Consider the following 14,072-nt stretch of genomic DNA (forward strand, 5'->3'; position numbering starts at 1 on the left):
CAAAGGCCGCGAGTTTGGGGCTTTTACGAACGCTCTGCGTAAAAACGGATACCATGTTGAATGGCGCGAATTCAGGGCTTGTGATTACGGAGCTCCGACAATCCGCAAACGCCTGTTCCTGATTGCCAGGCGCGATGGCTTACCTATTGTGTGGCCAGAACCGACACATGGTGAAGGTTTACGGCCGTATCGAACCGCTGCTGAATGCATAGACTGGTCTATCCCTACGCCATCGATCTTTGAGCGCAAACGTCCACTCGCCGAGGCTACATGCAGACGGATTGCAAAGGGGATCATGAAATACGTAGTGAATGCACCGGAACCGTTTATTGTGCCCGTCACACATCAAGGCGCGGACAGAGTACACGGTATCAATGAGCCGTTGCGTACAGTTACGGCGGCAAGAAGAGGTGAGTTTGCGCTTATTCAGCCGTTTATCTCATCCTATTACGGTGAGAAGCACACGAATGAGGTACGGGGAAGCTCAATTAACTCGGCACTTAGGACACAAACAACAGAAAACAGGCATGCCCTTGTCACGGCTTTTCTCGCAAAGCATTATTCCGGTGTTGTCGGTTCAGATCTGCGTGATGCCATAGGAACAGTGACGGCCGTCGACCATCACAGCCTGGTGACGGCACATATTAAGCGCGATTTCGGCCAAAGTGTAGGGCATCCGGTAACGGCTCCTTTGGGGACTGTTACAGGCAATGGAGGTGGCAAGTCTACGTTGATGACGAGCAATCTTGTCAAATTCAGGGGCAATAATATCGGTCAGCCGAATAATGAACCGCTGCGAACGATCAGTGCAGGAGGTAACCATTTTGCCGAGGTCAGGGCTTTTCTGATCAAATACTATGGTACGGACCAGGACCCGCGCCTTGAAGAACCATTGCATACAGTCACTTCCAAGGACAGGTTCGGGCTTGTGACTGTTGAGGGTCAGCAGTACATGATTACTGATATAGGCATGCGGATGCTTGCCCCTCGAGAGCTGTTTCGTGCTCAAGGATTCCCAGATAGTTACATCATCGGCGACAATCCAGATCAAGGTTTAGCATTGACGAAGACAGCGCAGGTCAGGATGTGTGGAAACAGCGTTTGCCCGCCGATCGCTCAGGCGATTGTTGAGGCAAACGTACCGGAAATGAAGGCAACCGTAGCAGCATAATTATGAAAACCTTACACAACCTTACACATGATGTTTGATTCAGAATTTTTCCCTACCCCAATAAAGGTGATCGACAAAATGATCGCACCGTTGACAACAGTGGTCTACGGATATAATGTGTTCGATCCACAGCGATTCGGAGATGATCCCCAAATACTTGAGCCGTCGGCAGGGAAGGGTGATATACTCGAAAAAATCGCAGGCAAGCAGTATACCTCAAACATGGCACGAAAGGAAAGCTGTTACGCAATCGAGCTTAATCCTGAATTGCAGAGCGTTTTGCACGGTAAGGGGTACAAAGTCATTGACAGCGATTTCCTCCAGCACAAACCGGATTACAGCTATGACATCATTTTGATGAATCCGCCGTTCAGCAATGGAGACCAGCATTTATTGCATGCTTGGGAAATCCTTGAAGGCGGTGCGATAGCGTGTGTACTAAACGCAGAGACGATCCGCAACTCGTACACAAAAAACCGGCAACTGCTCAAGAACATCATCGATCAGAACGGAGAGGTCGAGTTCATCGGTAATGCTTTCAGTACCGCAGAGCGCAAAACAAACGCCGAAATCGCCATTGTGTGGTTGTATAAGGAGCCCGCAAAGGACCGCTTCAAGTTTGACTTCACGCCGATAGAGAGTGAGAGTTTCGACATCGATGATAGGAAAGTCCAAGCCAATGGAGAAATGGCTGTCAACGACTTCCTTGGTGCATTATTGAATACTTACGACCAGACAAAGGCTGCATTTGTGGAATATCTACGAGCTCGTGAAGCCGTAGAGTTTTATTCCCGGTACTTAATCAATGATTATCGTCGATCACTTAAGGACTTAACGGAAGAAGCGGAGAAAAGCGGCAAAACAATCAAGTCTCAATACAATGCCTTCGTGACAGCCTACAAACGAGAGGCATGGATTGAGATACTGCGAAAGCTCAATATCGAGAAATACATGACCTCGAAGGTTCAGCGCGATTTCGAGGAGTGGAAAAAGCAACAGGGAGGCATGGACCTCAACCGGCAGAATATCCATGCGCTCATGATGAACCTCGTCAACAACAAAGATGAGATCATGAAACAGGCATGTGTCGAAGTCTTTGATGAAATGACCACGTACTACAAAGAAAACCGCATGGTCGTCGAGGGCTGGAAAACGAACGACATGTGGCGTGTCAACCGTAAGGTAATTCTTCCCTATGCGGTCGAGCGCGGGTGGAGCGGTGATACGTATCGCATTCGATGGAATGCGCAGCGTGACACCGTGAGCGACATCGATCGCGTCATGGCGTACCTATCCGGCAAGAATTATGACACGATACGCAGGATTGAGCATGCCGTAGAGGACAAGAACAACCACAAGCAGGGCGAGAGTGAGTTTTTCCGCTTGAAGTGGTATAAGAAAGGCACCCTGCATCTCGAATGGAAAGATAAAGACCTCTGGGCAACCTTCAACCAGGTCGCTTGCGAAGGTAAAAATTGGCTTGGAACAGCAGCATAACAGTAACCATCATGGCAGACTACAGGACAATAAGCGCCGGCTTTTGGAACGACCCTTACACAGAGAGCCTAACACCTCAAGAGAAGCTATTTTACCTCTATCTCTTCTCATGCCCCCACACCAATAACGCGGGAATTCTCCACATATCGCCGCGTAAAATGGCGTTTGAGACAGGTATAGACAGTGTTCAGCCTCTGATCGACAAGCTATGCGATAAGAAAAAGCTTGTTGAACATGAGGGTTATTACTGGGTTGTCAACTTCATAAAGCATCAGTCCTCAACTTCTCCAAAAATCATTCAAAGCATAGCTAAGGCACTTAAATCTGTACCTGTAGCCTTGGCTGATATGGTATTGAGAAGATATGATACCCTATCGATACCCTATGAATACCCTATCAGTACCCAATGCATACCCTACGCTGAAAGGGAATTGGAAAGGGAAAGGGAATTGGAAGAGGAAGAGGAATACTCTTCTCCCTCCGAAACGCCACCTCCGCAACCGGAAGGCAAGAAATCCTTCTCGAAAGCCTTTCTGGAGTCGGAGTTCAGGAAGGAGGCTTACAAATTCGCAGACTGGTTTCGAACAATCACTGTTGAAACGGTCAAGTTTGATCGCGATGCATGGGCACAGGTATGGGACCAATTACGGAGGATCGATAACCGTGACAACGTGGAAGAGATGCTACGAGCGATACAGTGGGCTCGAGGTGACCCATTCTGGTCGACCAACTTCTTCAGCCCTCTCAAACTGAGAGAACGCGACAAGCAGAAAATGATGTACATCGATGTTTTTCTGGAAAAGATGATGAACTCAAAACAGCAAAGCAATGGCACAGGCAGTACAACAGCAACAAAAAAAGGTGTTTCACTTGATGAGTACCGGTCAACAATTGACTGGATTAAACAGCATCCCGGCTTACGACACAGAAGCGAATGAGCTGATACTGTACACAGATGGCTTGCTCGATGGTGAAACCACGGAGAACCTCTACAATCTACTACTGCAGGCATTCCCGAAAATGACCAATGGGGTAGGAAGGCTGATTATTGACCGCATGGTTGCAAATGGGTTCACAAATAGGCGTGCGACCGATGCTGTGCATAATGTGATAGACACCTACGAGGGTTGGGATAAATGTCCAAACGTGGCCAACTTCATCGGTTTCGATAAGCGCGTGAAAGTGTTGACGTATCGCGAGCTGAACTATCTGCACGACGAAGGAAAGCTGGCATGGGATGATTACGAACCCGTAGATGTTGGCCTTGACAAGCCCAGGTGGGCCAAGAAAGAGGACGTACAACAGTATGGGCTCAAGCGGTGGGTAGTGAAAACGTAAACGAAAAAGGAAAAGGATAGCTCTACGATGCACAACAGTGCTGCTGAACAACTCGTGAATAACATCGGCTTTGAGGCTGCTTTACGCATCATAGCTGGATGGGGAGGCCAGACGCTTTACGTACCTGGCAAGGTAAATACTCAACACCTCATTTGTAAGGTGATTGGGGTTGAGGCCTTCGAGCGTCTCGAGAGCGTCTACGGATCACAGACGATCACAGTACCGAAGCTCAACTTGAAGCACATAAAGCTTGAGGTTGACGCTATAACGCTGGTGTCGAAGGGTCTGAGTACACGGGAAGCCGCGAGAGTTCTCGGGGTGTCAATAGAGCGGGTAAAGCAGATTGTGAGTAAACATAAGGTGCTTGTGCGGTCGAAGCAAAAGCGCCTTAAGGACGCTGGGGACCCTGGGAGTGAAACGGGGTGCGGGGCGGCTGACCCCCGAAAAAGCGTTAGCCACAGAAGTTCCCCGACTTCCTACCAATAAGTAAAAAAAATAAAGTCTGGAGTATGCGACTAACTGAGTTAAAACTGAATTTGGATAACCCAAGGGTAATCGATGAAGATAAACTGGAGCGGCTTTGCAGGTCGCTGAAAGATTTCCCGCAGATGATGGAATTACGCCCGATTATTGTAGATGATCAATCAATGATTATGGGGGGTAACATGCGGTATAAGGCCCTACAAAAATTAGGATATGATGAGATACCGGATTTGTGGGTAAAACGAGCTGAAGAGCTGACAGCAGAGCAAAAACGAGAATTTATCATAAAGGATAATGTTGGCTTTGGCGAATGGGATCTGGATGCGTTAGTAAGCTGGGATCAAGAAGAGTTGTTGGATTGGGGGTTGAATCTGAGTGAGTTTACTGAAGAAGAGATTGAGTTTGATAAATCCGGGGTTGATGGTGAGTACACGAAAAAGATCCAAGCGCCGATATATGAACCAAAAAATGAAAAGCCTGCGGTATCGGAACTGTGTGATACTGGGAAATATATCGAGCTGATTGAGGAAATCAAGGCGACAGAAGTTGATGAGGAAACAAAGCGATTTCTGATTTTGGCTGCACAAAGACACAACGTTTTTGACTACAGAAAGATCGCAGACTTTTATGCGCATTCTGATACTACGATACAGAATCTTATGGAAAGGTCTGCGTTAGTGATAATCGATTTTGAGAAAGCGATTGAAAACGGATATGTGAAACTGTCGGAAGAGCTGGAAGATATTTTTTTGGAGGACTATTGCGATGATGAAGAATAGAGATTTTGCTGTTTTCATTCTGACGCACGGTCGACCGAATAATGTCATCACGTACAAGAGTCTTCAGAAGCATGGGTATACGGGAAAGGTTTTTATTGTCATCGACAATGAGGATAAGTCGGCGGATCAGTACAGGGAAATATTCGGTGATAAGGTGGTTGTGTTTGATAAAGCAGAAATAGCAAAAACGTTTGACGAAGGGGACAATTTTCAAGACCGGCGGGCGATAATCTATGCGAGAAATGCAACGTTTCAAATCGCGGATGAAAAGGGGATCAAGTATTTCATGCAGTTGGATGATGATTATACAGACTTTCGGTTCAAATTCAATGCAAATGATGAGTATGGCGATTGGTCCATGAAACGGCTGGATGTAGTCCTTGATGTGATGCTGAATTTCTATAAATCGACACCGGCTTTGTCTGTGGCTATGGCCCAGGGAGGTGATTTTGTCGGTGGAGTAGTCGGTAACTTTGCGGAAAAGAAATTGCGCAGAAAGTGCATGAATACCTTTATCTGCTCTACGGATAGAGTGTTTCAATTTTTTGGGAGAATCAACGAGGATGTGAATACGTATACCAACCTTGGGGGAAGAGGTGGGCTTTTTTTGACGGTCCCGAATATTGCGATCCAGCAAAAGCAAACGCAAAGCAATGCTGGGGGCATGACTGATCTATATCTCGATAGCGGGACTTATGTTAAATCTTTTTACTCGGTTATGTATTCGCCGTCTTGTGTGGATATACGATTGATGGGGTCGAAACATAGGAGGCTTCACCATCGAATATCATGGGCGACTGCTGTTCCGGTGATTCTGGATGAAAAATTTAAGAAGTAGATGGCGGAGGTTACAACTGTTGAACTTGCTCGGTTTCTGAATATCGATCAGGCTAAAATTCGGGTTCTCGAGGGACGGGGTGTTATAAAAAAAGCAAAGCATAATGCCTGGGATCCAGTGAAGTGTGCGGCGGCTTATATCAGATATATGCAGGATGAAATGAAAAAAACTGGCAAAAACAGCCCTGATGAAACTGTCTTGACACAGCCTCAGGCTGCAGCATTACTCGGGGTGACAACTCGAAGGATTCGGCAACGTAGTCAAGAGGAAGATCCTCCATTACAGGATAAGAACGGGCAATATCCTTGTAAGGAATTCGGAAAATGGATGCTCAATGATTTTCGTCGTGGCCTTGGGATTGCAAAAGATGGTACTGGTTACTACGATTACGACGGTGAACGTGCCCGACTGACGTTTCACCAGGCCAATAATGCAGAAATGGAAGAGCAGCGAAAGCGCCGAGAATTGATACCGGCTAATGATATCCGTCAGGCTTGGAGTGACATCATTTCTTCGGCCAGGCTTAAAATGTTGTCTCTTCCGACACGGATTGCCTCGGTATGTTCTGGAAAACCTGCCTCAGAAATTGAAAAGGAAGCGAGAGAAATTGTCAACGAGGCTCTGATAGAGTTGTCGGAAGGAGGCGACGGTGTGCCTGATGATAGCTGAAGTCAAACAAAAGGCTTTGAGCTTTTTTGCACCACCGAAGGCTCTTAAGGTTTCAGAGCACGCTGATGAGTATCGACGATTATCTCCGGAGGCTTCTCCAGAGCCCGGCAGGTGGAATACCGATCGAGCTCCGTACCAGCGCGAAATAATGGATGCATTCAACGACCCGGATGTTCACACGGTCGTAATGATGAGTTCGGCACAGGTAGGGAAATCTGAGATTGTGTTGAACCTGATGCTGTATTTCGCCGAACACGACCCGTCACCTATGCTTATTGTGCAGCCAACGCTTGATATAGCTGAGGCGTTTTCGAAGGACCGTGCGGCGACAATGGTTCGAGATACACCTGTGCTTTCAGGTATTATTGCAGATGCAAAAAGCCGTGATAGCGGGAACACACTACTACATAAGAAATTTCCGGGTGGGCACTGGACTTTAGCCGGCGCAAACTCTCCTACAGGGTTACGTTCACGACCGGTCAGGATCGTTTTGTTTGATGAGGTTGACGGTTATCTGGATAGTGCAGGTGCTGATGGTGATCCGGTAACGCTTGGTGTAAAGAGGACAAACAACTTTTGGAACCGTAAGATCGGGCTGTTTTCAACCCCGACGATCAAAGGTATGAGCCGCATCGAGGCGGCTTATGAAGAATCAGACAAACGTAAGTGTTATGTCCCCTGCCCGCATTGTGGGCATGAACAAACCCTCGAATGGGAACGTGTTGTCTATGATGATGGAAAACCGGAAACCGCTGCTTATGCCTGTGAGAAATGTGGTGTCCTTATCGAGGAGTCGCACAAGCTCGAAATGCTCAGTCAAAAGCAATGGGTTGCGACAGCGGAATTTAAGGGGATTGCCGGGTTTCACATTAACGAACTTTATAGTCCGTGGAAAAAATGGAGCGAAGTTGTTGAAGATTACCTGAAGGCAAAAGGGAATCCGGAGCGTGAAAAAGCTTGGTGGAACACCTCTATGGGGTTGTCATGGGAGGACAAAGACGGCGAATTATTGGTTGCTGATGTGCTGCAAGCTCGACGGGAGAGCTGGCGGGAACTTATGTTACCTGCAGAAACCGTTCTTCTTACTGCTGGTGTTGACGTTCAGGATGATCGCCTTGAAGCCGTGCTTTTAGGCTGGGCTCAAAATGGGCAGTGCCTGTCTGCTGCCCGCCGAGTGTTCGAGGGAAGCCCCGCATTTCCCCAGGTATGGCAGACGCTTGATGAATGGCTGCTTGCAGAGCGGCAAACAGAGACTGGTGGATTTTTGAAAATCCGTGCTGCGTGTGTTGACTCCGGCGGTCACCACACGAATGAGGTATACACGTTCTGTACAGCACGGTACGGACGGGATATTTATGCAATAAAAGGTGTCGATGGCCCGAAACCTATTTGGCCGGACCGGGCAAGCAAAAGCCGGAAATACAGAGGACATAAGGTCTGGCGCATCGGTGTTGATACGGTAAAAGATATGCTTCGGGCTCGTTTGGCTGTTGTTGAGGGTCCCGGGAGGATCAGGTTTGCTGCTGATTTATCACCGGAATTTTTCGAGCAGTTAACTGTTGAGCGCCGTGTTGTCAAGTACGACCGCCGAGGTCGCCCAGTTCGTTCCTGGGTGAAAAAATCCGGGGCACGAAACGAAGCTTGGGACTGTATGGTTTACGGTTTTGCTGCGTTGGAGGCGTTACAACGCTTGAAATTCGTAAAACTTGCAACTGTTTCTCCTCCTGCACCTCGAGAACCTCAACCTGAGAAAAAAGCTGCACGAAGGGAGCGAAGGGTCAAAAGGCGCTCTTTTGGTGTCAAGAGGTAATTTCTACACAGGAAAAATTTACCCCCTCTTTTTATGCTACGGGTAAAACCTAAAAAGAGAGGGGTATCCGTGACAGAGGAAGAACTTGCCGTACTCAAAGCTGACATCGTTGCTGTTGAAACCGCTATCAAGAAATTTGCGAGTGGCGACCGCGTATCAGAGGTACGGTTCGCTGATCGTACGATCAAGTATTCTGAAATCAGTCTGCCTGAGCTGCAAGTTGAACTCACAAGGTTAAAAACACAGCTTCCGGCCTCGTCCGGTCGTGTACGAACGATCAGGTACAGGGGGCTGTGATGGGGAAAAAGCACAAAAAGAAAAACCAGAAAAAGAGACAGGCAGCTCCGAAAGCGCATTGGAAAAGCGGACGGCCAAACAGGTCGTTCGGTACAAACACAAGCAGTAACGCCGGTCCGAATCAAGCAAACTTACCCTATCTCCCTCTATTACGTGCCAGGTCACGCGATATGGCGAGAAATGCGCCTGTCGCTGACAATGCGGTTGATACTTACAGCTCGGAACTTATCGGCGTAGGGATAACCCCGCTACCTGATGCTGACGATACAGTAAAGAAAGAGCTATCTGCTTTGTGGGATGAGTGGCGGGAGCATGCGGATTTTGATGGGGTTCTGGATTTCTACGGTTTGCAGGACCTTGCTGTTCGGGCATGGAAGGAGTCAGGCGAATGTTTCGCTCGATTACTTGTGCTGCCTTATGACGGCAACGGCATTGTACCTCTTCGAATTCAGCTCATAGAAGCTGATATGATACCGCTGGCGAATGGTAAAGCACCCAATGGAAATGAAATCTTTAGCGGTATCGAATTCAAAGGCGGTCAGCGTGTTGCATACTGGATGCTGAAAAAACATCCCGGTGATTACCCTTTTGCTGCCGGAGGTGCTTTTGGTGTGGTCTCTTATAAAGAGGATAAAATGGTTCGGGTGCCCGCTGATGAAATGCTGCACCTGTACAAACCGAGAAGGCCGGGACAGTTACGTGGAGTTCCAAGGCTATCCGGAACACTACAAACAATCTCGCAGCTTGATGATTTCGATGAAGCCACTCTGGAAAGGCAAAAAATCGCAGCTGCCTTAACGGCTTTTATTCGCCGTCCAGAGCCTGTAGAGCCGGGAAAAGATCCGATTACGGGAGAAAAAATTGATCCTGATGTGGTGCAAGAATCGACGTTACATGCAGGATCGGGATACACGTTGCTTCCAGGAGAAGAAATAACGTTTCCGGATCTTCCCGAGCTCGGCGAAGAGTACGAGAAGTTTGTGAAACATTACAATCAGAAAATAGCCTCTGGCAATGCCCTTCCGTATGAATTGCTGACGGGCGATTATAGCGCGGTCAATGATCGTACGGTCCGTGTAGCGCTTGGGGTCTTCCGCCGAAAGTTACAGCAGGACCAACGGCATAATGTTATCCATCAATTGTGTCGTCCTGTGTGGCGAAAATTCACACAGATTGCAGTGCTCAATGCCCTTGTAATAAGGGACTACATCGATGTTAAAGTCAAATGGAATCCGCAAGCATGGCCGTACATCAATCCTCTGCAGGATGTAGAGACAAAGGATCGAGAAATCAAGGCTGGTCTCACATCGAGGACGGCAAAGATTATGGAGCGTGGAGACGATCCTGACCAAGTAGATAAGGAAAGAGCTGCTGATAAAGAGCGAGAGAGCAGGCTACAAATCTCTCAACAGGCAGAAAAAAAAGAGGGTGATTAAGTTTTACTGAAAATCTCAACATGGGAGAAAAATGGATATAAAAATACACGGTGAAATAGGCGGATGGTGGGACGGTATTTCCGCGAAAGAAGTAATGGCAAAGCTTGCAGGCTGTCCAGAAGGCGAGGAAATCAACGTTTCAGTTCATTCGACTGGTGGCGACATGATGGACGGGCTTGCTATTTACAATGCCCTGAAAATGCACGATTCGAAAGTTGTTGTGACGATAGCGGGGCTTGCTGCAAGCTCCGCGTCTATCATCGCCATGGCAGGTGATGAAATCAAAATACCGGAAAACGCTTTCCTCATGATCCATAATCCATGGGGTTTTGTAAGCGGTGAAAGCAAGGACTTTGAAGATGCAGCATCATTATTTCGCCAGTTCGAGGCGACATGCGCGAAGGTATACGCTGGCAGAAGCGGTAAAGATGTTGAGGAAATACAAACCATGCTCGATGAATCAACATGGCTCGATGGCGCTCAGGCTGTTGAGATGGGATTCGCTGACACGGTTGTTGATGCCGTCAAGATAGCGGCGCTCGCTCGTATGCCGAAATGCTTGGCAGATGATTGTCCGGTTAAGTTTGAGCTTCCACAGGCAAATGTTTCTGGTACAGTACCGACGAAAAATCCTGTCCCTGATCATGATTCGGGCGATGAACCGGGAAAAGGTCAGGAAACTCAAGACAAAACCCTTGCCATTCTTGAGAGTGCAAATGCTGATGCCGTTGAAATAGTTGAGCTTTGCCAGATTGCAGGTCAGTCAGACCGTGCTGCAGGATGGCTGAAAGATAGAAAAAAACCTGATGAAGTTCGTGCAATGCTTGCAAAGCTTGCAATTACACCAACACCACAGGCTGGAGTGACTACCGCACCAGACATCAATGAGGAGCTTCAAGAGGCTGCAAAAACGAATTTTACAGTTCGTTCCTTATTGGCAGCAGACAGGGTTAATGATGCGATTAAACACATAAAAAAGAAGGAGAAATAAAAAATGCCAGAAACGAGAATTGCGGATATTATCGTGCCTGAAGTCTGGGCCCCCTATGTGGTTCAGAAATCAGTTGAAACATCCGCCTTGTTTAAGTCGGAGCTTGTCAAAGCTGATGCGCGAATCGAAGTCGGGACTCATCAGGGCGGCGAAACGGTAAACATGCCTTTCTGGAACGACCTCGAGGGTGAGGCTGAAGAGCTTTCAGATCAAAAGCCGTTGACTCCTACGAAAATCGGTACAGGTCAGGACGTAGCGGTTATGCAGGCTCTCGGTAAGCCGTTTGCCGCAAAAGACCTGGCCGCAGCGCTCAACGTCGATCATGAAGACCCTGCCGATGCAATTGCAGGATTAGTTGCCGGGTTCTGGAATCGCAATATGCAGTATCGTGTCATTTCTCAGCTTCAGGGAGTGTTTGCCGCAGCAAACATGTCCGGCAATATCCTCGATATTTCCGCTTTGGCTGCCGGAGCGGCAGTGATTGATAAGGTCTCTTTTGCAGATGCATCTTTTGTACTCGGTGACAAGTTCGAATTGCTTTCATCGGTTGCTATGCATTCAAAGACATATTCAAAACTGTACATAGATGATCTGATCGAAACGGTCAAAGGCAGTGACGGAAAGTCTTTCCCGACTTACCAGGGGAAAAGGGTGATCCTCGATGACGGTTGCCCGGTTTCAAACGGTGTTTACACTACCTATTTGTTCGGTCCTGGTGCTGTCGGTTATGCCGAGGGGAATCCGAAAGTGCCAGCTGAGACAGACCGTGACAGCCTCGCGGGGACAGACATATTGATTACACGCCGTCATTTTGTACTGCATCTTCGTGGTGTGAAATGGGTTGGATCAGCAAAAATATCAGCCGGTGATGAAAACGGTGGGCATCCAACTCGGGCAGATTTGGAGACCAGCACGAATTGGTCAAGGGTTTATAATCCCAAGAACATTCGTGTCGTTGCCTTCAAGCATCGAGTTGCTGCAGCGTAAGGGGGGTGCTTTATGGGACTTGCATTTTTTAACGCGGCGCGGAAACGTGCCGCAAAGGAAAAGAAAAAAGCGGAGGATCGGGCGAAAATAGCTGCTCGGAAGGTAAGTGATACTAAGCAGGAAGGACAGGTGAAGGCAGTAGGGAGAAAACCTGCTCCGTCAAAACGAGACAAGAAGTGATGCAGCGATTCAGGGAAATTTTTGCTGAAGCTGATGCAAAGATCTCAGATCGGCTATTAGATGATGCGACGATTGACGGGGTGGATGTCCGGGGGGAACTGGCTGCCCCTGTTGATCAGGCCGGTTTGTCTGGTGGAATGACTGGATTACAAGGTTATTCGTTTCGCATAGGCGATGTTTTCGCAGGTGCGGTTGTGATAGGTTCGGAAGTGGTGTCTTGTGGTAAAACGTTTGCTGTTGTCAATATCTACCCTGAAGGAACCGGCATCACAACACTGGAATTGAGGCTCAAAGAATGAACCCGGTTAAGATCGATTTTGACGATGAAGAGTTCTTTGAATTTTCTGAAGTATTGACACCGTCAGCAATTGAGCGTGCACTGAAACGAGCTGTACGAAAAACATCGATGTGGGTGAGAACCCACCTTTTGCGTGAGGTAAAAGACATTGGGGTTAAGCGCAAAGTTATTGTGCATAGAGTACGGTTGTATAACAAAGCGTGGCGTGAAAGTGGCGATGGTGGAAAGGCTGTAAAGGTCTGGTTTGGTATCGACCCGCTCAAAGCTGACAAGATAGCCAGGCCGATTAGGATGTCAAAAGGCTATCGGGTTAAAAAGTGGAAGTTTCCGACTGCGTTTATGCCATCTAAAAACTCGAAGTATTCTGGAAAACTCTATCAGAGAACTACGAAAAAACGGCTCCCGATTATGCGTTCAAAAGTTGAAATCGATGAAGCAGCGAACAAGGCAATGGAAAAAATAGAGCCTTTGATTCCTGCAAGAATGCGGGAATTGGCAATACGGGAACTCAGGTACGAAATGCACAAAGAGCAAGGAACGCTGTAATGTTGACTGAGCTGCACACGGAATTAATCGGTTATCTGAGTGAAAAACTTACCGGTGTCACCGTTGAGGCTTTTACACCAGCAATCAAAACCCGCCGAGCTACCTCTCTCCCGGGTTGCTTGATTGAGATGAACAGTATTGAGCCGAGTTCTGATTTTGGTAATGCCCGTGACCGCAGTCGGGTGTATCTGAATTTCGAAGCACTTATTCTTGTCGATCCAAACCTGCCGAACGCTTGGGTTGAGTTAAAAGAGTTCGCGGGCATGGCATGGTGGGCTTTGCGGGACTGGATTCCGCAGACTGCGAACCTCGGGCCGATAAACCTGAAACATGCTGGTGAAGACGCTTTCAAGCCTGACTTGGACGGTTATCTCGTATGGTCGATTGAATGGGAACAGGAAGCATATCTGAATTATAGCGAAGAAGAGGTATTGCCGTTGATCACGAAAATAACCATTGCCGATAGCCATAAATCGTGCTTAACGGATAGTTCCAAGCGTGATGTCCATAACCGTTCCGACCAGCCTGTTGACAGCTGGATCGAGAACATAACTACTATCGAATGAAAAAGTATCTCTATTCGGGTCCGTTGTCCGGGGTGAGCTTAAAAGAAGGCGATGACATAATCGACATTATGCTTATTCCCGATGGGGTGGTGTCAATGCCACCTGATAACGAGTACACAAAGCGCCTTATCAGGAAAGGCTGGTTGCGGGAGGTAAAAATGTCTTCTAAAGAAACAAATCGGAGAA

General features: G+C 47.8%; 16 protein-coding genes. All 16 read left to right on the forward strand.

The window, feature by feature from the left end; genetic code table 11:
* Positions 1–1,171, forward strand: a 1,171-nt coding sequence (locus QZ209_RS12220; RefSeq protein ID WP_294348435.1) for a DNA cytosine methyltransferase, incomplete at its 5' end; no start/stop codon positions are given.
* Positions 1,172–1,198: 27 nt separating this feature from the next.
* Positions 1,199–2,668: a DUF4942 domain-containing protein gene (locus QZ209_RS12225; RefSeq protein WP_294348438.1), complete on the forward strand. Its 1,470-nt coding sequence runs from the start codon at positions 1,199–1,201 to the stop codon at positions 2,666–2,668.
* Between the two features lie 11 nt (positions 2,669–2,679).
* On the forward strand, positions 2,680–3,606 hold the full coding sequence (locus tag QZ209_RS12230; protein WP_294348442.1) for a hypothetical protein: 927 nt from the start codon (positions 2,680–2,682) through the stop codon (positions 3,604–3,606).
* Positions 3,542–4,006, forward strand: coding sequence for a hypothetical protein (locus QZ209_RS12235; RefSeq protein WP_294348445.1), 465 nt, complete (start codon positions 3,542–3,544; stop codon positions 4,004–4,006). Before QZ209_RS12230 ends, QZ209_RS12235 begins: the two co-directional genes overlap by 65 nt.
* A gap of 27 nt (positions 4,007–4,033) precedes the next feature.
* Positions 4,034–4,492: a hypothetical protein gene (locus tag QZ209_RS12240; RefSeq protein ID WP_294348448.1), complete on the forward strand. Its 459-nt coding sequence runs from the start codon at positions 4,034–4,036 to the stop codon at positions 4,490–4,492.
* Positions 4,493–4,515: 23 nt separating this feature from the next.
* Positions 4,516–5,268, forward strand: coding sequence for a ParB N-terminal domain-containing protein (locus QZ209_RS12245; protein WP_294348452.1), 753 nt, complete (start codon positions 4,516–4,518; stop codon positions 5,266–5,268).
* Positions 5,255–6,106: a hypothetical protein gene (locus QZ209_RS12250; RefSeq protein ID WP_294348455.1), complete on the forward strand. Its 852-nt coding sequence runs from the start codon at positions 5,255–5,257 to the stop codon at positions 6,104–6,106. The genes QZ209_RS12245 and QZ209_RS12250 overlap by 14 nt, the downstream gene beginning before the upstream one ends.
* Positions 6,107–6,775, forward strand: a complete 669-nt coding sequence (locus tag QZ209_RS12255) for a hypothetical protein (protein WP_294348458.1) — start codon at positions 6,107–6,109, stop codon at positions 6,773–6,775.
* Positions 6,765–8,585 (forward strand): phage terminase large subunit family protein, encoded by a 1,821-nt coding sequence (locus tag QZ209_RS12260; protein WP_294348461.1) that lies wholly within the window; start codon positions 6,765–6,767, stop codon positions 8,583–8,585. The genes QZ209_RS12255 and QZ209_RS12260 overlap by 11 nt, the downstream gene beginning before the upstream one ends.
* 69 nt (positions 8,586–8,654) lie before the next feature.
* Complete coding sequence (locus tag QZ209_RS12265; protein WP_294348464.1) at positions 8,655–8,882, forward strand: hypothetical protein; 228 nt, start codon at positions 8,655–8,657, stop codon at positions 8,880–8,882.
* Positions 8,882–10,318, forward strand: coding sequence for a phage portal protein (locus QZ209_RS12270; RefSeq protein ID WP_294348467.1), 1,437 nt, complete (start codon positions 8,882–8,884; stop codon positions 10,316–10,318). Before QZ209_RS12265 ends, QZ209_RS12270 begins: the two co-directional genes overlap by 1 nt.
* Positions 10,319–10,349: 31 nt before the next feature.
* On the forward strand, positions 10,350–11,309 hold the full coding sequence (locus tag QZ209_RS12275; RefSeq protein WP_294348470.1) for a head maturation protease, ClpP-related: 960 nt from the start codon (positions 10,350–10,352) through the stop codon (positions 11,307–11,309).
* Between the two features lie 3 nt (positions 11,310–11,312).
* Positions 11,313–12,296 (forward strand): major capsid protein, encoded by a 984-nt coding sequence (locus QZ209_RS12280; protein WP_294348473.1) that lies wholly within the window; start codon positions 11,313–11,315, stop codon positions 12,294–12,296.
* A gap of 179 nt (positions 12,297–12,475) precedes the next feature.
* Positions 12,476–12,775, forward strand: coding sequence for a hypothetical protein (locus tag QZ209_RS12285; RefSeq protein ID WP_294348475.1), 300 nt, complete (start codon positions 12,476–12,478; stop codon positions 12,773–12,775).
* Complete coding sequence (locus QZ209_RS12290) at positions 12,772–13,320, forward strand: hypothetical protein (protein WP_294348478.1); 549 nt, start codon at positions 12,772–12,774, stop codon at positions 13,318–13,320. The genes QZ209_RS12285 and QZ209_RS12290 overlap by 4 nt, the downstream gene beginning before the upstream one ends.
* Complete coding sequence (locus QZ209_RS12295) at positions 13,320–13,886, forward strand: hypothetical protein (RefSeq protein WP_294348481.1); 567 nt, start codon at positions 13,320–13,322, stop codon at positions 13,884–13,886. The genes QZ209_RS12290 and QZ209_RS12295 overlap by 1 nt, the downstream gene beginning before the upstream one ends.
* The last annotated feature ends 186 nt before the right edge of the window (positions 13,887–14,072 follow it).

Source organism: Prosthecochloris sp., assembly GCA_015482705.2.
Taxonomy (GTDB): Bacteria; Bacteroidota; Chlorobiia; order Chlorobiales; family Chlorobiaceae; genus Prosthecochloris.